The 20,403-nt window shown below is 63.8% G+C and carries 19 protein-coding genes; 8 read left to right on the top strand and 11 right to left on the bottom strand.

Annotation, left to right across the window (positions count from 1 at the left end):
• Positions 1 to 21 precede the first annotated feature (21 nt).
• From WKW77_RS32725 to WKW77_RS32735, 3 genes are all read right to left on the bottom strand, one after another.
• Entirely contained in the window at positions 22 to 993 is a 972-nt protein-coding gene (locus WKW77_RS32725; protein ID WP_340361063.1) for a Bug family tripartite tricarboxylate transporter substrate binding protein, read from the bottom strand.
• Positions 994 to 1,024: 31 nt separating this feature from the next.
• Complete coding sequence (locus WKW77_RS32730) at positions 1,025 to 2,182, bottom strand: acyl-CoA dehydrogenase family protein (RefSeq protein WP_340361064.1); 1,158 nt, start codon at positions 2,180 to 2,182, stop codon at positions 1,025 to 1,027.
• Between the two features lie 164 nt (positions 2,183 to 2,346).
• Positions 2,347 to 2,568, bottom strand: a complete 222-nt coding sequence (locus tag WKW77_RS32735) for a hypothetical protein (protein ID WP_340361065.1) — start codon at positions 2,566 to 2,568, stop codon at positions 2,347 to 2,349.
• Between the two features lie 106 nt (positions 2,569 to 2,674).
• Between WKW77_RS32735 and WKW77_RS32740 the strand changes: the two genes are divergently transcribed.
• Complete coding sequence (locus tag WKW77_RS32740; RefSeq protein WP_340361066.1) at positions 2,675 to 3,121, top strand: cupin domain-containing protein; 447 nt, start codon at positions 2,675 to 2,677, stop codon at positions 3,119 to 3,121.
• Between the two features lie 184 nt (positions 3,122 to 3,305).
• Here WKW77_RS32740 and WKW77_RS32745 read toward each other — a convergent pair whose 3' ends face one another.
• Complete coding sequence (locus tag WKW77_RS32745) at positions 3,306 to 4,421, bottom strand: AraC-like ligand-binding domain-containing protein (RefSeq protein WP_340361067.1); 1,116 nt, start codon at positions 4,419 to 4,421, stop codon at positions 3,306 to 3,308.
• Here WKW77_RS32745 and WKW77_RS32750 point away from each other — a divergent pair.
• Both WKW77_RS32750 and WKW77_RS32755 read left to right on the top strand, forming a co-directional pair.
• Positions 4,405 to 5,652, top strand: coding sequence for an acyl-CoA dehydrogenase family protein (locus WKW77_RS32750; RefSeq protein WP_340361068.1), 1,248 nt, complete (start codon positions 4,405 to 4,407; stop codon positions 5,650 to 5,652). The two genes, WKW77_RS32745 and WKW77_RS32750, sit on opposite strands and share 17 nt — an antisense overlap.
• A gap of 657 nt (positions 5,653 to 6,309) precedes the next feature.
• Complete coding sequence (locus tag WKW77_RS32755; RefSeq protein WP_340361069.1) at positions 6,310 to 6,546, top strand: hypothetical protein; 237 nt, start codon at positions 6,310 to 6,312, stop codon at positions 6,544 to 6,546.
• An 842-nt stretch (positions 6,547 to 7,388) separates the two neighbouring features.
• Here WKW77_RS32755 and WKW77_RS32760 read toward each other — a convergent pair.
• Together WKW77_RS32760 and WKW77_RS32765 are read right to left on the bottom strand one after the other, a co-directional pair.
• On the bottom strand, positions 7,389 to 7,799 hold the full coding sequence (locus tag WKW77_RS32760; protein ID WP_340361070.1) for a DoxX family protein: 411 nt from the start codon (positions 7,797 to 7,799) through the stop codon (positions 7,389 to 7,391).
• 34 nt (positions 7,800 to 7,833) lie between these two features.
• Positions 7,834 to 9,723 carry a tannase/feruloyl esterase family alpha/beta hydrolase gene (locus WKW77_RS32765; protein ID WP_340361071.1) on the bottom strand — a complete coding sequence of 630 codons (1,890 nt, stop codon included), beginning with the start codon at positions 9,721 to 9,723 and terminating at the stop codon, positions 7,834 to 7,836.
• A 237-nt stretch (positions 9,724 to 9,960) separates the two neighbouring features.
• On the opposite strand from WKW77_RS32765, the gene WKW77_RS32770 reads away from it, so the two are divergent.
• Positions 9,961 to 10,452, top strand: coding sequence for a MarR family winged helix-turn-helix transcriptional regulator (locus WKW77_RS32770; RefSeq protein WP_340361097.1), 492 nt, complete (start codon positions 9,961 to 9,963; stop codon positions 10,450 to 10,452).
• 208 nt (positions 10,453 to 10,660) lie between these two features.
• On the opposite strand, the gene WKW77_RS32775 is transcribed toward WKW77_RS32770, so the two are convergent.
• The 3 genes from WKW77_RS32775 to WKW77_RS32785 all read right to left on the bottom strand — a co-directional run bounded on the left by WKW77_RS32775 (position 10,661) and on the right by WKW77_RS32785 (position 12,067).
• The gene (locus tag WKW77_RS32775) at positions 10,661 to 11,188 is read right to left on the bottom strand and encodes a cysteine hydrolase family protein (protein WP_340361072.1); all 528 of its coding nucleotides are present in this window, start codon (positions 11,186 to 11,188) and stop codon (positions 10,661 to 10,663) included.
• A gap of 30 nt (positions 11,189 to 11,218) precedes the next feature.
• A complete protein-coding gene (locus WKW77_RS32780; RefSeq protein WP_340361073.1) occupies positions 11,219 to 11,551 on the bottom strand; it encodes a PRC-barrel domain-containing protein in 333 nt (110 codons plus the stop codon).
• Between the two features lie 318 nt (positions 11,552 to 11,869).
• Positions 11,870 to 12,067, bottom strand: a complete 198-nt coding sequence (locus WKW77_RS32785; RefSeq protein WP_340361074.1) for a hypothetical protein — start codon at positions 12,065 to 12,067, stop codon at positions 11,870 to 11,872.
• A 111-nt stretch (positions 12,068 to 12,178) separates the two neighbouring features.
• On the opposite strand from WKW77_RS32785, the gene WKW77_RS32790 reads away from it, so the two are divergent.
• The gene (locus WKW77_RS32790; RefSeq protein WP_340361075.1) at positions 12,179 to 12,805 is read left to right on the top strand and encodes a hypothetical protein; all 627 of its coding nucleotides are present in this window, start codon (positions 12,179 to 12,181) and stop codon (positions 12,803 to 12,805) included.
• Between the two features lie 64 nt (positions 12,806 to 12,869).
• Here the strand turns inward: WKW77_RS32790 and WKW77_RS32795 are convergent, their stop codons facing one another.
• Positions 12,870 to 15,479, bottom strand: coding sequence for an excinuclease ABC subunit UvrA (locus WKW77_RS32795; RefSeq protein ID WP_340361076.1), 2,610 nt, complete (start codon positions 15,477 to 15,479; stop codon positions 12,870 to 12,872).
• Positions 15,480 to 15,912: 433 nt separating this feature from the next.
• Entirely contained in the window at positions 15,913 to 16,116 is a 204-nt protein-coding gene (locus tag WKW77_RS32800) for a hypothetical protein (protein WP_340361077.1), read from the bottom strand.
• 241 nt (positions 16,117 to 16,357) lie between these two features.
• Between WKW77_RS32800 and WKW77_RS32805 the strand changes: the two genes are divergently transcribed.
• The 3 genes from WKW77_RS32805 (at position 16,358) to WKW77_RS32815 (ending at position 20,388) form a co-directional block, all read left to right on the top strand.
• Positions 16,358 to 17,137 (top strand): gluconate 2-dehydrogenase subunit 3 family protein, encoded by a 780-nt coding sequence (locus WKW77_RS32805; RefSeq protein ID WP_340361078.1) that lies wholly within the window; start codon positions 16,358 to 16,360, stop codon positions 17,135 to 17,137.
• Between the two features lie 18 nt (positions 17,138 to 17,155).
• Positions 17,156 to 18,919, top strand: a complete 1,764-nt coding sequence (locus WKW77_RS32810) for a GMC family oxidoreductase (RefSeq protein WP_340361079.1) — start codon at positions 17,156 to 17,158, stop codon at positions 18,917 to 18,919.
• A 95-nt stretch (positions 18,920 to 19,014) separates the two neighbouring features.
• Entirely contained in the window at positions 19,015 to 20,388 is a 1,374-nt protein-coding gene (locus WKW77_RS32815; RefSeq protein ID WP_340361080.1) for a c-type cytochrome, read from the top strand.
• The last annotated feature ends 15 nt before the right edge of the window (positions 20,389 to 20,403 follow it).

The raw sequence follows: 20,403 nt of genomic DNA on the forward strand, positions 1-20,403 counted from the left end.
GATTCATTAGGAAAGAAGAGCTCAATCGATCTTCAGATTGGCTGATTTGATGAACGCGTTGTTTCGCTGGACCTCGGCGCGCACCTCGGCCGCAAACTCGCTGGAACTGTTGCCGATGGGTGTGGCCGCCTGGTCGACGAAGACCTTGCGGACATCTGGTTCCTTCATGATCTTGACCACCGCATCGCTGAGCTTTTGCACGATGGAGGGCGGCGTTCCAGCCGGGGCAAACAGTCCATTCCAGGACTCGACATCAACGCCAGAGATGCCCGACTCCTTGAGCGTCGGAACGTTCGGCAACTGAGGAAGACGCTCATTCGATACCACCGCAAGCGCCCGCAGCTTTCCGTCCTTCACATACTGGATGGCAGACAGGGCGGTCATGAACGAGACATCGACCTGTCCACCAAGAAGGTCCGTAAGGGCCGGCCCCGCCCCCTTGTACGGGACATGCGTCATCTGAACGCCCGCGGCGGACTTGAAGAGTTCGCCGCTCAGATGGGGAACCGTGCCGTTGCCCGAAGACGCAAAGCTGATCTTGCTTGGCTCCCGCTTGGCAAGGGAGACGAGGTCCGCGACGGTCTTGATCGGCAGGTTGGGACTGACTACAAGCACCGCAGGCGAAGCCATGATCTTGCTGATTGGTACGAAGCTGCGGACGGGGTCGTACTTGACGTTCTTGTAGAGAGCGCTGTTCCAGGTCATCTGCGAGGCCGCGACCAGGAGCGTGTATCCGTCCGCAGGGCTGGACGCTGCTTGTTCCGAAGCGATGTTGGATCCGGCACCTGGCTTGTTGTCTACGACGAACGCCTGGCCCAGCGCCGTCTGCAACTTCGTAGCAATCAGGCGCGCGGTCAGATCCGTCGGACCTCCAGCCTGGTAGCCGACCAGAACTTTCACAGGCTTGCTCGGGTACTCAGCTGCCGCCTGTGCAAAGCACATCGTGGGTACTGCCGCCGCAACCAAGAGAGCGACGTTCAAGCACATGTTCATTGCTGTCTCCTGTATCGTGATCGCCAGCGGCTCAGGCGGCCTTCGGCGGACGCTGGGAGAACGATCGACCGAACACACCTTCGGCAATTCGGTTCTTGAGCATCTCGATGGACCCGCCGGCGATCATCCAGCCGCGGATTCGGCGTACGCAGTACTCGACGATGGCTTCCTGGCTGAAGCCCATGCCTCCCATCACCTGCAGCGCTTCGTTGGCAGCGAACCAGCCTGCTTCGTTGCATGCCAGCTTGGCCATTGCGGTACTCTGGGCCGATGGCAAGCCGTGTTCGCCTTCCAGTGCAGCTCGGTACAGAAGAAGTTGTGCTTGCTCCAGCTTCATCCACATGTCCGCGAATTTCCATTGCAGGCCCTGGAACTCGCAAAGTTCCCGTCCGAATTGCTTGCGGGTGACCGCATGCTCCTTGGCGACGTTGAAGGCGTGGCGGCCGAGAGCCAGTGAGCGCGAAGCGTTGCCGAGTCGCTCGACGTTGAATCCGGAGATCTGCTTCTTGAATCCCCCAGGGCCCAGGAGGACGTTCTTCGCGGGGATGCGTGCGTCTTCGAAGTAGAGCTGAGACCACTGCTCGCCGTTCATGAAGCTGGCGGGTTTGCCGACCGTGAAGCCGGGCGTACCACGCTCCACGAGCACGGAGCCAATGCCGTCAATGCCAGGGCCGAAGCGCATGTAGACAAGAAAGAGCTCCGCTTCCGGGCTGTGCGTGGAGAAGATCTTGCTGCCGTTGATGAGGTAGTCGTCGCCGTCCTGCCGCGCACTCGTTTTCAGCTCTGTCACGGCCGACCCGGCATCCGGCTCGGTCATGCCAAGCGAGATCAGCTTGCGGCCGCCCAACAGGTCCGGCAGAAACCGCTTCTTCTGCTCCGCGCTGGCGTACTCGACGAAGGTGCGAATCGGCCCAAAGTTGCCTGCCTGCACGATGTCAGCGCTCTTCGGACACACGAGGGCGATCTCCTGGATCGCCAGCACGGCATGCATCAGCGTGCCGCCTTGTCCGCCATCCACTTCGGGAAACGCGATCCCCAGTAGGCCTTGCTCGGCCAGCATCCGTGCGACTTCCCACGGGTACTCGGACGAATGCGCGCGCTCCAATGCGCCTGCTGCAAGCCTGTCCTTGGCGAAGCGGCTGACGGAATCAGCGAAGGCCTGGTGCTCTTCGCTCAGATCGAAGTTCATACGTGTCTCTTTCGTTAGGGCAGTGACGGAATGCTCCGTCTTTTCCCCCGAAACGTGAACTTCAGATTGGGTGCTCAGACAGAACTAAAAGTCATACCTCATCGCGGTGTGTCATGCGCTTCTTGTCGCGCCGACGCTCGCGGCCTACGCAGTGGGTGTGGCTCTCATTCGCCAGTGATCAAGGCGCGGGAGAAGTCGCAGCACTCCCGCGCCAGCAGGACGATGGACGCGATCAGCGAGCTGCGCTGCCCCCCCCTGCACATCGCGACGTAGTGAATGTCGGGCAGTTCGGGCGTCACCTTCACAATCGACAGGAGACCCGCATCGACGATGGGGCGCAGGCAATGACGAGGCAGAAAGCTGATCCCCAGGCCAGACACCGTCATGGCGATGATTGCAAATCAGGTTGTTGCTGGTGATGGTCTTGGCGGAAGTGATCCCTGAAGACTTGAACCATCGTTCGTAGGTCAGTCCTGTTCCGGATCTGGAGCCTTGCGTCAGCAACAGGTGGCTTGCCAGCTCATGCATCCGGTAGACCTTGTTGGCAGGCAACAGACCCGGCTTGCACATCCAGGCGTTTTCCACCTTTCCAACAGTCTGCTTCATCACACGGTTGTCCTCCGGCACCTCCGGGACGATGGCCGTGAGTTCCGTCACTCCGAGGCGAAGACGACGGAAAGGCGGCCCGCCAATTTGCCCACGGTTGTGCTTCAGAACGGACCGGGCAACAATGGGTCGGAAGTGCGCAATGGCATGGCGTACAACATCAAGGCAGGCGATGTCGTCGTGATACCGGCCGGCTCGGGCCACTGGTTCACAAGGATCGATGACCACATCGACTATCTCATGGTCCGAATTGATCCCGACAAAGTGACGCCGACCAAGTCCGAGGCGCAATCACGAGAATACTTGTCCAAGCCGGCGCGTCGCGGCGAATAGTGGAAAGCAAGCTCGAAGACATGGATCAGCCTGGCGCGGCCTGATTGCAGCGGAAGCGGGCCTCCAGATAGGCGGGTACGGACGACTGCCAGGTGGCGCTCAGCGGACGTTTCCGTGGCGCCCAGCGGCACCACACCACAACCCCTGTGACGCGGAGGGTGCTGGACCGCGCCGCGGTGGTACATCAGGTTTCGGCTGAGCGGATCTGCGGCTTGGATGCGCTGGCTCGTCGACGATACTCTGAGGGGCTGCACCCATAGCGCATGCCGAAGGACTTCGTGAAGTTCGGAATGTCCTGGAAGCCCCAGCGGCTGGCGATTGCCGACACCGGGCGCCGGTCTTGCGGATTGCCCAGATCCGACGCGCAGTGCTCGAAGCGCTGCAGGCGAATCCAGGCCGCCAGGCTGGACGGCTCCTGTGCAAAGGCCTTGTGCAGATAGCGGGGCGACACGTTGAAGCGCCTCGCAAGCGCTTCGGCGCCGAGATCGTGCGAACCGAGGGCGCCCAAGATGTAGGCTTTGACGACACGCACCAGTGCCTGCCGGTTGGCCTGCGACGCTTCGGGGCCGAAATCCCCGCCGGCACCTGGTCCGCGCGCCGCCTCCGAGATCAACTCGCACAGTTGAACGGACATGCGCTCGGCCGCTTGCGCGGTGAAGCTTTCTGCGCCGGCATCAGCGAGCGAGCGCATGAACGAAGCGGCGACGAATCCTGTGCCGTTGAGACCTCCCAGAGGCCGCGCCATGAGGCCGTTCGGATCGCTGACCAGAGGCAGCAACAGGCGGCGTGGAACCCGAAACGACAGGAGCTCGAAGCGCCCCTCGAAATGCAGCGTGTACGGTCTCGCAATATCGACAACCGTGAAGGAGCCCGGCATGACCTTGGCCTCCCGATGTCCTTGGCGCACGAACCCATGGCCCGCCAGTTGCAGGTTGACGAACAGGCGGTCCTGCGGATCGTGCCGAATCTGCGCGAACCCCCGCACCACGGTCTGCGCGGCCGATCGGATGCGAGCGACGTTGACAGCCCCCATCTCGCTCAGGTCCGCCCGGCTGCTGAAGTTGACGCCCGACTCCAGGGGTCGCGGGTCGAGGGCGGCAAATGCCTCGCACACGACTTCCCGCCAGTAATCGAACTGCTCCGGGCCAGGAACTGCTTCTGTGGACCAAGACTTCATGACCAACGAGTTGTATGTCAGCGGGCGCGTTTCAACAAGACGCCGTGCACGAAAACACAAGACCCGCGGAACAGACTCCAGCCACCAGCAATCACCGGAGCAAGCCATGGCGATCGATTTCACTTTCAGTCCGAATCAACGCGAGCTGCAACGCCACGCGCGCAGCGTAGCTCGTGAGGTGCTCTCGCAGGTTCCGGGCGCGATCCGGCACCTCGCGACGCCCAGCGAGCGTTTTCTCGCGACGCGTCCGATGTACGAGCAGGTCATCCGGGAGGGATTTCTGCGGCGCCTGATCCCGATGCCCTTCGGCGGGGAGGGAACCGGGCTGCTGGACATGGCCATCGTGGCAGAGGAGTTCCACGCGGTGGACTGCAACGTGTCGTTGACGATGTTCGCCAATATCCTGGGGCTTGCGCCGATCTTCATCGCCGGAAGCCCGGAGCAGCAGCGGCGATTCATCGCCCCCTTCCTGAGCACGGAAGGCGCGCCGCTCGCAGCACTGGCGAATAGCGAGCCTGGCGGGAGCGCCAATTTCGCCTCGCCGGCGCCCGGCGCCGGGGTCAGGAGCACCGCCAGACGGGTCGACGAAGGATGGTGTATCGACGCCGAGAAGCAATGGGTGTCCAGCGCCACGGGGTGGGACGGCACGGGCGCCGACCTCCTGTGCGTGGTCTGCAGGACCGATCCCCAGGCGCCGCCAGACCAATCCATCTCTGTCATTGCCGTGCCCCGGGGAGCGCAAGGCCTTAGCACCGTGCGCGACCTCGAGTCAATGGGCCACCGCGGCCACCTGGTGCCGAGATTCCGACTGAGCAGCGTCACGGTAGCTGAGGACAATTTGGTGGGCCGACTGGGCGCAGGCCAGGAGATCATCGAAGGCAGCTTCGCCGGCACCGCTGCGCTGGTCGGCATCATGGGCGTGGGGCTGATGCGTGCCGCCTTCGATTTCGCTCTTCGGTTCGCCAAGACCGAGCATCGCGGTGGACCGGTCCCGATCATCGAACACCAGGCGGTGGGCTATGCCTTGGCCGACGCAAAGACAACGATCGAGGCGGCCAGATATCTGGGCTGGAAGGCCTGCCAGGCGATGGACCAGCAACTGCCGGGGGCGCTCGAGCTTGCGCTCCATTCCAAGATCTTCGGCTCCGAATCGGCGGTCCGCGTGATCACCGACCTGATGCGGGTGGTCGGCATCGACAGCTACGACCAGGCACTGCCCCTGGCCGGCTGGTTGCAGGACGCAATCGCACTTCCGCTTTTCGACGGCGGAAACATGGGCGTTCGCCGGCGTCAGCTGCATCAGATCTTGCGCGAGAGGGCTTACGATCCATTGCATGCGCCCGCGAGCGCTTGAGATCTCGTCGTTCATCGACAACCGACAGTCCGCGACGGACGAAAGCAGCCAGCCTTGAACTGCGGACCGGAGGTCCTTCGCAGCGTTAACGGCGAACCACCGAGCAGTCCGTCAACAGCCGTGATGGGCCCATTTCGGTCTTCTCGCTAGGCCGAAAGAAGCGGCCGCTGTCCGCCAGTTTGCGGTCGATCGACCCGCATCCGCCGTTGTCCGGACAGCTGCAGCGCGGCGCATCCGACCCGATATGCACAGCATTTCGCGGACTACCCGCCGCGGGAAGGCGCTCTTGATCGGTGTGACGCGAATACGTCGCGACCGGCGCCGTCGAGCTCTTGACCGCTCCCGAATCAGACGTCGTAGTCCCCGGAGCGACTACCGGCCTCCTTGCATCTGATACGCAAACTTTTCCGGTGATCTGATTCTGTACGTATCGCCTCGAAGATGAACACTAGACAGCACGATGAGAGTGCTTCTGTGGTGCCGACAAACTGCTCCGCCTTTCGACCGATGGCTCGCGTTCCTTTCGACGTGCCTTACAGACGCCCATTCAGCTCACCGCGACCGTTCGTTAAATTCTTTTCTCTGCTTCTTCATCGGTCTAGTGACTCGCCGCACTCGGGCACTTCGCCGTCTGTCACCCCCAATATCCTTTAAATCATGAATTCAATCCCTATCTCCTTCATTATTTTCAAGGTTCTCGTGCTCAGCGTAGGCATGTACTTGGCCGTCAAGTGGCATTACGATCGTGGACAGAAGGACAAAAATCAGAAGACAGCTGCAGTGGTACTAACATCTATCAAGGTGGGCGCGGCGTTTGTCGCTTCTGCGTTCCTCATGCTGTTCCTCACCTTTGAGTTTTGCAACAGGATGGGTCTGGATCTGACCATGCGGTGATTGGAAGTTTTCGGTCGATAGGCCGGTACGGCACGACGAGCGGCACGACGCTCTCAGAATGGACCCCGACACGGCCGCGCTACGATCTCTTGGGAGTTGTCGCGATTTCAAACTCACTGAGCTTCGGAGTCCTCGGCCCTGTAGGGGCGCGGCGTTCGTGAACTCATCGCCTCGCGCTGCTTAACAATGTGGAAAGTCTCCAGCCTGAGTGACCTGAGATAAATGGCTCTCAGGTCCTCACTCTGTTGCGCGCAGGTCTACGGTTGAGCCCTTGGCCTCGCAGCGCATCCTCGCGACCGGCCCAGCTCGGGCTTTGGACATGCGTCGTCTCAGCCATGTCGCGGATGGAACCACGCGTGCGTCCTAGGCATTCATCGCGCCATCGCCTGCTCGCAGTCTTGGCTTGCTCTGCCCGACTTCGCAGCCAAAGCACCGGGGTGACGGCGACTGGAAAACTGCACGCCCTCGTGCACTGCGCGCGAAGGAGCGTCTCTTCTCCGCGACAGCCGAGGTGGCCAAAAAGGCTCGAGGGAGCGGGAGGGAAGGCGGCGCGACACCGCCCGTCAAGACGGGTTCGCTGGACGCATACCACGCAGAGGTCTGCAACGGGCACCAACCCGCAGTTCCCCCCTGCCCTCCCAAAGGACGGTTCGCGCCGCACAACGGAATTTCCCGGTCGGCCTTTCGATGGCAATTGTGGGGCCCACTGCAGTCCTAGCTCCTGCGACATGGTGCGACTGGTCTCCGGCTGCGGATTCAGCCGGTCGATCATGCCACTCGAGCTTCTACCTGCTCTCGCATTGAGCGCCGCTTCTTGTCCGGACTGACCGGGCGCAGCGCAGCTAGGCGCGCACCTTCCTTGCAGTTTTCAGTGCAAAGATACCGTCACCCAGAAAGAACAGCGCAACCAAGCCCACGGCCCAGAACGCAGGATATTCCCAGCCGCCGCCCTTGTTGGTGAATAGCCACCCGTTGCCGCCGTGCACAAGAACGATCGTGCCGAGCATCTCGAGTGCCAGAGGCAACGCGATAAGGGGAGCGTAGACGCCGAGGATCAGCGCGAAGCCGCCGAGGAGTTCCAACGCAATGACGGCATACGCCAGGGCCGCCGGCAGCCCCAGAGAGACGAAAAAGCCGACAAAGCCGGGAACGGAAAAGACAAATAGCTTCAGGCCGACATGAGCCAGGAACATGATTCCAAGGCTCACACGCAGCAGGAGCGCGGCATAGGGTGCTGTAGATACATTGATCATGGGAACAAAGCCGGAGAAGGTTGCTTGGGGAACGCTACGGACAGACGAAATTCGCAGCGTCGTCGAGACTTCCGGTGCCCTTGTACTTCGGGAACTTCGGGTACGGGCACAACGGCCGGGTGCGGCCGGCCGGGATGCCTGAGCCGGTCATGTCCGGGTTCTGCGCCGCAGTTCGCGCTGTGCCGACCACGCTATCGGGTGCCCGGCCTTGCTCGACCCATGCGACCAAGGCGGTCACGAAATCGAACTGGTCGGTCGACGGTCCGCCTTGCGTGTGGGTCATCCCCGCCACGTTGAACACCCGTGCGAAGTTGCTGGCATCACCAGAATTGGCGGCCATGAGGCCCTTGTACCAGGCGATCGTGTCGTTGTAGGAGAACACCGGATCGGCCGTGCCGTGGAACACGATCAGCTTGGCGCCACGATCGCGCAACTTGCTCAGGTTGGTCGGGTCGGGCGGCGTCATGAAGGACATCGACGATTCGGCGAATACCGGCGTGGTCCCGTTGATCAACGCTTCGGCCTTGTCGAAGTCGTAGTTCAAGGTCCAGTCGATCATGGTGGGGCCCAGACCGGTCATCACGGTCGGGTCCGCGGGCGGCGTGCTGAAGATGAAAGCCGCCGCCGACACGAAGCCCACGTTATTGCCGTACTTGTTCGTACCGACGCCCGCACCGTTGGTGACGCCTGTCATGTAGCCCCGCCAACTGGCGCCGTAGATGCCGTTCGTCCAGGGCCAGTCGGAGTAGAGCGCCTTGCCGGCGGAATTCTTGGGGCCGGCGAACAGTTTGGCCAATGCAGTCTTTTGCACTGATGTCAGACAGGTGCCATCGGGCGCCTGGCCCGCAGCACAGGTCGCGACATCGTTGGCCAGCGAGAACGCGCTCTGGCATCCCTGCACGTCCTGCACGATGCCGTCGACCGCACCGTCCAGCGCATCGCATTTCGCCAGCACGCGATTGCTTACGTAGGTGAGGTCGACCAGAGAGAATGAGCTCCAGATCGCCGGCCGGTTGGTCACTGGATCGATGGATGTGGCGGCGCCCATCAGGATCTGATTGGCCCACTCCTCCGCGATGCGGGACTTAGGCAGGTTGAATCCCGGTGAGCCCGCCAGGATGCCGTCGTAGTCGGCCGCATAGCGGGCCGCAGCGACCATGGCGTGGCGCCCCCCATTGGATGCCCCGACCATGTAGGAACGGTCGGGCCCGCGGCCGTATGCGGCGGCGATGAGGCTCTTGGCCATCGGCGTGAGCGAACCCACGGCGGCGTAGCCGTAGTCCTTGCGCGCTTGCGGGTCGAGGCCGAAGACCTGACCGGAGATGCCCAGTCCGGTGGCCGGGTCGTTCGGGTAAGACGCGCTGTTGGGCGCATGGCCGGCGTCGGAAGTGAGCACTGCGAAGCCCTCGATCAAGCCGTTGCTTGTCGGGCTTCCGCCGAGCTTGCGGCCGAAGGCGCGCGTGGTGTCGGTCGTGATGAAGCCGTCGTTGCCACCATTGACCTGATGGAAGAAGCGGCCGCTCCAGCTGCTCGGCAATCGCATCTCGAAGTTGATCGCGTAGCTCTTGCCGTCGATGCCGGTGCGTGGGTTCATCTTGCCGACGACGACGCAGTGGGCGGGCAACTTCAGAGTCACGCCGTCGGCGGTGGACGTCACCGCGTCCGCTGCGACCAGGCTCGCGGACGTGATGGTCGTGTTGGCGAAGGTGAATCCGGTCAGTGATGTGCAGTTCGCAAGCTTGCCGGGCTGCGCGGCTGCGAGCTGCGGAAGGGCCGGGCCAGTGACGCTGGCGAACCCACCGCCACCGCCACCACCACCACCCCCTCCGCAGGCGGAAAGCATGGCAGCACCACAGGATGCGGTGATGGCGGCCCAGGCGAGGAATCGCTTGGTTCGGGCGACGGCGAACGGACGAGGGGTCATCGGATTGCTCCAATCAATGTTCTGTGTCCCGGCAATGCGGTGCGCTGGATCCAAAGGCTGCCGGGGCCCAGATGGAAAGAGCGAAAGCAGCATCCGCGCCTCCATCTGGTTACTTAATATAGTTAAGTGCATTAACCATTATCTCGGTACTTTCCCCTAAGAACCGGTCGGTCACATTAGCAAATTTGGTTTATTACTTGGCCCAGGAAGCACGTACGCTGGATCCCCCCGGTGAAAATGGACGGCATGATTCACAAAGAACCGCAAGGCGATGAACTCACGCCCCTGGGCGGCCTCGACGAAGGGGGAATGCACCAGCTGCTCGGGTACCAGCTCGCGCAGGCATCGATCCTCACGACCGCGGCCTTTGTGAGCGTCGCGGGCAAGCCGCTGCGGCTGCGGCCGGTCGAATTCACGATCCTGCATCTGGTTCACGAGAACGCACCGGTGACGGCGACAAAGCTGGCGAAAGCCCTCGGGATCACGGCCCCGGGTGTCACCATCTGGCTGGATCGTCTTGAGGCGCGCGGCCTGCTCAAGCGCGAGCGCAACGAGACCGACCGCCGCACGCAGGACGTCGCTGTCACGCGCAAAGGCGCTGAACTCGTTGCCACGGCAACGGAGCGCCTGATGCTGGCCGATCGGGAGCTTCTGCGGCATTTGAGCGAAGGCGAGCGGCGCATGCTGCTGGAATTGCTGCACAAGGTTGCACGCGCCCGGAAGCGCTGAGCGCGCCCGGAAATGACCGGACATCAAAGCCCTCGGCCCGACAGACCGCTCGTGTTGGCACAACGGAATTTCCCGCTGGGCCTTTCGATTGCAATTCCGGAAACTCTCCGGTACTAGCTCCTGCGCCCTCTCGCTCACTCGTCCTTCATGCCGGTGGCTGCTGCTGGCCGGCGACGCGAGGATCCGATCGAATGAAGCTACCGCGACGCTAGAAGCGTATGCGCGGGCCCGGTGTGGTTGGCAGTCGATGGACTGCCTCGAACTGCCTGAGCACTGCGGAATGGCGCGCGCGGGTCTGGCTGGCGACGCAATCCGAGGGCACGATCGCATCGAGCGAACGCATGCGCGCATCGAGGGCGGTGCTGAGCACGCACTGGTCGCTCGCTACGCCCACGATCACGATGCGCCGGATATTCAGGTGCTGCAGGAGCAGCTCGAGCGGCGTTCCGAAGAAGGCGGACTGGCTCGGTTTGAGCACGAAGTAGTCGTCGGGATCGGGCATCAACGCCCGCGTGATCGCCGCCGCGGCGCCGCCAGTATCCAGCGAGCGCTGCACCAGCTCGGGGAAGTTGGAACGCCAGCGCCCGCGGTTGTCATTGGCGTAGATCACCGGCACCTCGGCTCGTCGGCAGCGCGACTTCAAGGTTGAGATGCTGTCGACGATTCCATGTGCGCCGCGCAATAGCTTGTCGGCATCCGGAAAGTCCCAACTGCTGATCATGTCGATGATCAGCAACCCGGAGCTCTCGGAAGCGCACACTTGGGGTCAGAGGCCGTAATACTTGTCGACGCTCGAACGATAGATGTCGTCGTAGTCGGGGACCGCGTCGCTGCTGTAGCGAGGAGCGCCTTCGAGCTGGGTCTTGTCCAGGGGAACCACGTATCCGTCCACGGCGACGTCGTATTTGAGCATGCTCCACGGAATGGGGTAGCGGTCCGTTCCGATGCCGAGAAAACCACCGAACTCGAGCGCCGTATAGCAGACCTGCCCCGACACCTTGTCAATCATGAGATCGTCGATGCTGCCGAGCTTGTCGCCCGCTGCGCTATAGACATTGGCTTCCTCGACGCGGTCGGTAGAAATCACATCAGAAGCCATGAAAGTCTCCATGCCGGTATTTAGGAAGCCGATCCCGCGCCAACGCGCGGATCTTCCTCATTAGTCGAGTTCCGCCAATCTCGATTCAGCTTCGAGGGTCGCCTGTTCCACGAGCTCCTCGGTCAACGGCGCGTCATCAGGCGGGTTCGACATTGCAGTTAGCGTTGGCCAATGTCATGCAACCGTAGCGCCCGGCGTCGCGGCACCCTGTAGGGTGAGAACCCACGACGGCCGTCGGTTCGGTCTTGTCTGGCCTTCTGATCGCTTCGCGAGCAGCAGTGCCGGCGGGCCGTGCCCCGTTACGCCGCCGAGGTGAGATCAGGTCTTCGGATCGATGCCGTGGATGGGCGCCTGTGTGACGTCCTTGCCGATTTCAACCGTTTTGTTCGCGTTTGCCTCATCGCGAAACTCGGCGGGTTCCTTTTCCGTGGCCTTCTCCATGTTTTGTTCGACGGAGGCACGTTGATCGTCCTTGGGCGAGGGCTGCACGGGCGTGTTCTGGACGGGCTTGTTCATTCGTTCTCCTTGGCAATTGGGTGATGGGAACGCCGATAGTTGCGCGAGGCGATGCACCAAGGTATCGGAGCATCGACGGTGGCCGTGTAGGCCCCCGGCGGATGGGAGTCGATGGCCAAGGTCATCGACCGGCTTTCTGTCGACTCAGCCGCGGTTTCATCTCCCGATAGGCGCTCCTCGCTCGGGTCTTTTGCCTATGCATCACAAGGTCCGTTTCCTACCCCCTGCACCTCAACTCAGCCATATGGTCATCCTCGCAGTCGACGGAAAGGTCTCGCATCATGGCGGAACCCCTTCGCGAGTGCAGACGCAATCAATCCATTGAGGGAACTGATCATGAAAAAGCCATTGCTCGTCGTTGCATTCGCCGTTACCTGCTTCGCCATGAGCGGCGCGAATGCGCTGACCCAGCACGAATACAAGGTCGCAAAGGAAAAGATCGAGGCCGACTACAAGCTCGCCAAGGCGAAGTGCGACGCGCTTCAAGACAATGCCAAGGACGTCTGCATGCAAGAAGCCAAGGGCACTGAAAAGGTCGCCAAGGCCGAGCTCGAGCAGCAGTACAAGCCCTCGGCAGCGCACGCCAGAAAGGTCGCCGAGGAAAAGGCCGATATGAACTACGAAGTGGCCAAGGAAAAATGCGACGACCAATCGGGCGACGCGAAGAGTGCCTGCGTCAATCAGGCCAAGGCGGACCACGAAAAGGCCAAGGCTCACATCAAGTCGAGGAAGGGTTGACCACGTGACCATCGAACGGGGCGCCTGTGGGCCCTTGGCCATGCCATCACTTCGTTCGGGCAAATTACCTGCCCAACATCGCCCGCAGGTACTCGGCGGTTCGGCTAGCCTTGACATTCGAAACATCGGCGGGCGTTCCACTCGCCACGATCCGTCCGCCGTCACTTCCAGCGCCCGGCCCAACGTCAATCACCCAGTCGCATATCGCGACAACCCGCATCTCGTGTTCCACCACGACCACGGTGTTTCCAGCGGCGACGAGTCCGTCGAGCTGCACCATGAGTTTGTCGACGTCTGCTGGATGGAGGCCCGTGGTCGGCTCGTCCAGCACGTAGAGCGTGCTGCCATGCTGCGCGCGTTGCAGCTCCGTCGCGAGCTTGATGCGTTGAGCCTCGCCGCCCGAAAGCTCGGTGGCAGGCTGGCCGAGCCGCAAATAGCCGAGGCCGATGTCCTGTAGCAGCTTGAGGGAACGTTGTACGTTGAGTTCGCCTTCGAAGAAGTTGAGCGCCTCGTCGACCGTCATTGCCAGCACCTCGGCGATGTTCCTGTCTCGCCATGTGACCCTGAGCGTCTGTTCGTTATAGCGTGCTCCATGGCAGGTGGGACAAGGTGCGTACACGCTCGGCATGAAGAGAAGCTCCACGCTGACGAACCCTTCACCTTCACAGGTCTCACACCGCCCCTTGGGCACGTTGAACGAGAAGCGACCGGCGTCGAGGCGACGTGCACGGGCGGCCTTTGTTGACGCGAACAGCTTGCGCACCTGGTCGAAGAGCCCCGTGTAAGTCGCGAGGTTCGAGCGCGGCGTGCGGCCGATCGGCTTCTGGTCCACGCGCACGAGGCGGGAAATCGCCTCCATGCCGCTAGCAATGCGGCCGGCGGAGGGACCCAGCGGCGTCGCATCCAACGCCTCTCCCTCGTCTTCCGGGAGGGGCATCTCGTGGCCGAGGTGCGCCGTCACCAGATCGACCAGCGCCTGACTCACGAGGCTCGACTTGCCTGACCCCGAGACACCCGTCACCGCGGTCAAGACGCCAAGCGGAATGTCCACGTCGATTCGATGAAGATTGTTCCGCGTGACACCTTCCAACCTCAGCCAGCCCAGCGGTGCCTTTGGGGCGCCCCGCCCCGGCGCCACCTCAGCGAAGAGATAGCGCGCTGTGTGGGACGCCTCAACGCTTCGCAGGCCTTGCGGCGGCCCGCTGTAGAGCACCTGCCCTCCCCGTTCGCCCGCATCCGGGCCGACATCCACGATCCAGTCCGCGCGGCGCATCAACTCGACATCGTGCTCGACGACAAAGATGGAGTTGCCCGAATGCCGAAGCTGTTCGAGCGCTGCAAACAGCGCCTCGCCATCCGCCGGGTGCAATCCGGCCGAGGGCTCGTCCAGCACGTACACCACCCCGAACAGATTCGACCGGATCTGCGTAGCCAGCCTCAACCGCTGCAACTCACCGGGCGAAAGTGTCGGAGTGCTCCGGTCGAGGGACAGGTAGCCCAGCCCCAATCCCACGAGGGTCGCCACACGTTCGATGGTCTCGCGCGCGATGCGCTGCGCCGCGATGCGCTTCTCTTCCGAGAGGTTCGGAGTCCGACGAACGTCCGGCGCAGCCTGATGCGCCGAGCCGCCTGCCAGCACTCGCCGCTCGGTGTCCTTGCGGGCGGCTGCTCGACTGACCGCCGAGTCCGCGGCCGCCTGCGACAACGTTCCTTCCGCGGCGGGTGTCAACACCTCCACGAGCCTGGCCAGCGGCATCTGAGAAATCTCGCTGATGTCGTAACCAGCGAAGGTCACGCCGAGTGCCTCCCGTTTCAGGCGCTTGCCTTTGCACACCGGACAAGATTGTCCGATCATGAATCTCGATACGCGCTTTTTCATGAGCGCGCTCTGCGTTGTGGCGAAGGTGTGCAACACGTATTTGCGGGCACCGGTGAACGTTCCCTGGTAACTCGGTTCCATCTTCCGGCGCAGCGCCGCGCGTGTTTCCGCGGGCGTGAAGCCGGCATACACAGGCACTGTCGGCTGCTCGTCGGTGAAGAGAATCCAGTCCCTGTCCTTTCGGGGGAGGTCGCGCCAGGGCGTGTCCACGTCATAGCCCAGTGTGACCAGAATGTCGCGCAAGTTCTGTCCGTGCCACGCAGGAGGCCATGCCGCGATGGCGCGCTCCCGGAGCGTCAGCGAATCATCCGGCACCATCGATTTCTCGGTCACCTCGTAAATGCGACCGAGGCCGTGGCAATGAGGACATGCGCCTTGCGGCGTGTTGGGAGAAAAGTCCTCGGCGTAGAGCATGGGCTGTCGCGGCGGGTATTCGCCGGCACGCGAATAGAGCATGCGCAGCAGGCTGGACAACGTGGTCACGCTCCCCACCGATGAGCGCGCGCCCGGCGTGCCTCGCTGCTGCCGGAGCGCCACCGCCGGTGGAAGGCCGTCAATCGCGTCGACAGCAGGCACGCCCACCTGGTCGATCAGCCTACGGGCATAGGGCGCGACCGACTCGAAATAGCGTCGCTGCGCCTCCGCGTAGAGCGTGCCGAACGCCAGCGACGACTTGCCTGAGCCGGAGATCCCGCTGAACACCACAAGTGCGTCGCGCGGAACATCGACGTCCACGTTCTTGAGGTTGTGTTCGCGCGCACCGCGGACCTGAACGAATTTCGTGGGCTTTTGCATGGAGTCGGAACTGGCCGGATGGTCATGAGGCCGGGATCGACAATGCGCCCAGACGTCGGGGACTTTGTCGGTATGAGGAGTCGGGCCCTGTAGGAAACGAAGCGCGGGCCTCACGCGCAGATCAGGCGCGCAAGTAGCTTTGATTCACGCCGCAACGGAAGGTGACCGGGTCGATCGCTTTCCTGCACTGCCGGGGACGCCCTACCGTGATCCGCTCAACACGTGCCGAGCCGCAGTTCAGCCACTTCGTGGATCGTATTCGACGCGGCCAGTAGATCCTTTTCTCCTCCATCCATCCCGGGCCGCCCTGAAGCCGCCCCGCGCGGGGTTCTTTTGGCTCCAATCGGCTTCAGGCACCTACACCACCGTCGCGGCAGATCCCCGTTCGCTCAAAGCGTTGGCCGGTGATCTATGGCTCCAGCGTTGACAAGTACTACGGGCCCTGACTCTTCTGCTGCTGCACGGCGGCGGGAGGCGCCGCAGCAGGTTTGGGCAGCGGGCCTTCGCGCTTGAACGCGATCACGTTGTAGATCACCACCAGGAGCAGCAAGAGCGCCACTATCCCGATGCCCCAGCCGAAGATGCGGTTGTTGTCCTTCTGATCGCCGTTGGCGCCGGTGCGTCGTTGAGTGGCCATGGTTGTTCCTTCAATGGTGAACCCAGCCTAGGACCGTGAATCGCGTTCGCTGTCGGATCGGGGCGCGTTCGAGGCGGGAACCCCACCTTCACCCCCGCCGCCTGCGCCGGACCGGGGCCGGTGACGCCATCCGCAACCGGCTCCACGATGGGCCGCCGTCCTACGCCCGCACGTCGAGCGCGGGGGAACATCTCTCGGGCACCGATCGAACGCACGACGACACGACGAGAAGGATGCAGCGATGACCCGCACGAGAGACGACGCGCCGCGACGCGATCCTTCCCCGGCATTGACGCGTCGACGCCTGCTGACCATGGGTGCGGTGCTTCCGATCGCCGCCGCGGGCGATGCGGCCGTCATCCGTGACGGCATGCCCTGGGACGAAGGCCGCGCCAAGCCGCCCGACCAGGCACTGCGCCCGGAGCGCGAGCGCGGCACCGGCTATACCTTCTTCACCCCCGCCGAGGCCGCATTCGTCGAGGCCGCCGTCGCGCGCCTGATCCCCGACGACGACCTCGGGCCGGGCGCGGTGCAGGCCGGCGTGCCCTTCTTCATCGACCGCCAGCTCGCCGGCGACTACGGACGTGGCGAGCGCTGGTACATGCAGGGACCGTGGTCCAAGGGCGAGCCGACGCAGGGCTGGCAGACGCGCCTGAGTCCCGCGGCCTTGTATCGCGCGGCGGCGCGCGAGATCGATGCGGCGACGATGCGGGACGCCAAGGCCGCCTTCGCAAAGCTGAATACGCCCGACCAGGAGAACTGGCTGCACCTGATGGAAGACGGAAGGCTCGACCTCGGCAGCGTCGATGCCAAGGCCTTCTTCAAGCTGCTGTGGCAGAACACACTGGAGGGCTATTGGTCCGATCCGGTCTACGGCGGCAATCTCGACATGGCCGGCTGGAAGCTGATCGGCTTCCCCGGCGCGCACTACGACATGAGCGCCTATGTCGAGCAGCACGGCAAGCCCTTCCCCTTGCCCCCGGTCGGCCTGCGCGGGCGCCCGGCATGGCATCAGGGATGAGCGCGGGATTCGACGACCATGGCCGCCACCCGCCTTCCTTCCGTCGATGCGCTGTTGATCGGCTTCGGCTGGACCGGCGCGATCATGGGGCAGGAGCTCACCGAGGCCGGGCTGAACGTCCTCGCGCTCGAGCGCGGCACGTGGCGCGACACGCCGACCGACTTCGCCACCACCTTCGCGCAGGACGAGCTGCGCTACTACTGGCGGCACGCGCTGTTCGAACCGCTCGCGCACGAGACGCTCACGATCCGCAACAAGCCTTCGCAGCTTGCGCTTCCGATGCGCCGCCTCGGCTCCTTCCTGCCGGGCACCAACGTCGGCGGCGCGGGCGTGCACTGGAACGGCCAGGTCTGGCGCTTCCTGCCAAGCGACTTCACGGCGAAGAGCCACAACCTCGAACGCTATGGACCGAAACAGCTCGTCGATGGCATGACGATCCAGGACTGGGGCATTACCTATGACGAGCTGGAGCCGCACTACGACCGCTTCGAGTACCTGTGCGGCATCGCGGGCAAGGCCGGCAACCTGAAGGGCACGATTGTCGAAGGCGGCAATCCCTTCGAGGGGCCGCGACAGCGCGAATACCCGACGCCGCCGATGAAGATGACCTACCCGCCGACGCTCTTTGCGGCGGCCGCGTGCGAGCTGGGCTACAGGCCCTTCCCGCAGCCCAGCGCCAACATGTCGCAGGCCTACACGAACCCGCTGGGCGTGCAGCTCGCGCCGTGCACCTACTGCGGCTTCTGCGAGAAGTTCGGCTGCGGCAACTACTCGAAGGCGACGGCGCAGACCACCATCCTGCCGGTGCTCATGCGCAAGCCCAACTTCACGCTGCGCACCGAGGCCGAGGTGACGAGGATCAATCTCGACTCCACCGGCAAGCGCGCGGTGAGCGTCACCTTCGTCGATGCCGCTGGCGAGGAGTTCGAGCAGCCGGCGGAGCTGATCGTTCTGTCCGCGTACATCCTGCACAACGTGCGGTTGCTGCTGCTGTCGAAGATCGGGCGTCCGTACGACCCGACGACCGGACAGGGGGTGATCGGGAAGAACTACGCCTACCAGATGACCTCGTCGGTGCACGTGTTCTACGACGACAAGCTCCTGAACCCGTTCATCGGTGCGGGCGCGCACGGCATGCTGATCGACGAGTTCAACGGCGACAACTTTGACCACGCGGGACTGGGCTTCATCGGCGGCGGCTTCATGGGCATCGTGCAGACCGGCGCGCGGCCGATCGAGTCGCATGCCACGCCGGAAGGCACCGCCACCTGGGGCAGCGGCTGGAAGAAGGCCATCGCGCACAGCTACCTGCGCTCGACCAGCATCGCCACGCACGGCGCGGTGATGAGCCACCGCACCAATTACCTGGATCTCGACCCGACCTATCGCGACGTCTATGGCCGACCGCTGATGCGCATGACCTTCGACTTCAGCGACAACGAGCACCGCATGTCCGACTACCTGACGGACCGCGCCGCCGAACTCGCGAAAGCCATGAAGCCCGCGAGCCTCAAGGTCGAACGGCGCACCGGGAGCTGGAACGTGGAGCCGTACCAGACCACCCACAACACCGGCGGCGCGATCATGGGCAGCGACCCCGCCACGAGCGCGGTCAACAAGTACCTGCAAAGCTGGGACGTGAGCAACCTGTTCGTGCTCGGCGCGAGCGCGTTTCCGCAGAACCCCGGCTACAACCCGACGGGCACGGTCGCGGCGCTGGCCTATTTCGCGGCGGAGGCGATCCGCACGCGATACCTGAAGTCACCGGGCCCGCTGGTATGAAAACACCCCCCAAGGCGCTTCGCGCCCCGCGCAGCCGCCAGAGGCAGCAGCCCTGGGTTGGGACGCGGGGTGCGACGGGGGTGGCCTGCGTGCTCATGGCGGCTGCCTCTCTGCTTGCGCTGCGCGCGGCGGGCCAACCCAGCGGCACTGCGAACCAGCCTCCGCCGACCGCTTCTGCCGCGGGCGCCGATCTGCAGCAGGTCGTACGCGGCCGCTACCTTGCCGCAGCCGGCGATTGCGTGGCCTGCCACACCGTGCCGCGCGCCGCGCCTTTCAGCGGAGGACGGCCGGTGGAAACGCCCTTCGGCGTGGTGCTCTCGGCCAACCTGACGCCCGACCCGGTCACCGGCATCGGGCGCTACGACAACGACACCTTCTATCGCGCGCTGCATGAAGGCATCGACCGCAAGGGAGACCATCTCTATCCGGCGTTCCCGTATCCCTACTACACCCGCGTGACGCGCGAGGACAGCGACGCGCTGCTGGCCTACCTGCGCTCGCTGCCGCCGGTGAACCATGCCGTCGATCGCAACCAGCTGCACTTCCCGTTCAACATCCGGGCGCTGATGGCTGGGTGGAACCTGCTCTTCTTCGACAAGGGCACCTACCAGCCGGACAAGGCGCAATCGGCCGAGTGGAACCGAGGCGCCTACCTTGTCGAGGGCCTCGGGCATTGCCAGGCCTGCCACACCCCCCGCAATCGCCTCGGCGGCCCGGAGAAGGACGAGGCATTCCGCGGCGGGCGGTTCGCCGACTGGTTCGCGCCCGACATCACGCCCAACCGGCGCGCGGGCATCGGGGCTTGGGGGCGCGAGGCGGTGATCGAGTTTCTGCGCACGGGCCGCAACGTCCACAGCGGCGCGGCGGGCGAGATGAGCGAGGTGGTGTCGTTCTCGACTTCGCGCATGACGGACGCCGACGTCAACGCCGTCGCCACCTACCTCGGGAGCCTGCGGCCTTCTCCCGTGGGCATCATCCCGGTTGCGTCGAATGCGCAGATGGCGCAGGGCGAGGCGGTCTGGAAAGACAACTGCGCCGCCTGCCACCGCGAGGACGCGAAGGGCGTGCCACGCGCACTGCCGCCCATCGCGGCAAGCGCCAACCTCCAACAGCGCGATCCGACCACGGTGCTGCACTACATCCTCGCCGGTGCACGGCACCGTCCCACCGACGCCGCGCCGACGGGGTTCGCCATGCCCCCCTTCGCCTGGAAGCTCGACGACGCTGAGATCGCGGCGGTCGCGACCTACGCGCGCAACAGCTGGGACAACCAGGCATCTCCCGTGACGACCGGCCAGGTCGCCGATCTACGCAATCGGATGGCGAATGCCCCCGCCGCATCGCAGCCATGGCCGCCCGAGGTGAAGCCGGCGCACGATCTGAAACGGCCCGGATCGGCCACGTGGTCGACGGCCGACACCGACAGCCGCGACAATGGCACGCCGCGCGCGGGAAGCCCCGCGCAGTGAATCATCTCCCTGGAT

This window comes from Variovorax ureilyticus (assembly GCF_037889935.1).
Taxonomy (GTDB): Bacteria; Pseudomonadota; Gammaproteobacteria; order Burkholderiales; family Burkholderiaceae_C; genus Variovorax; species Variovorax ureilyticus.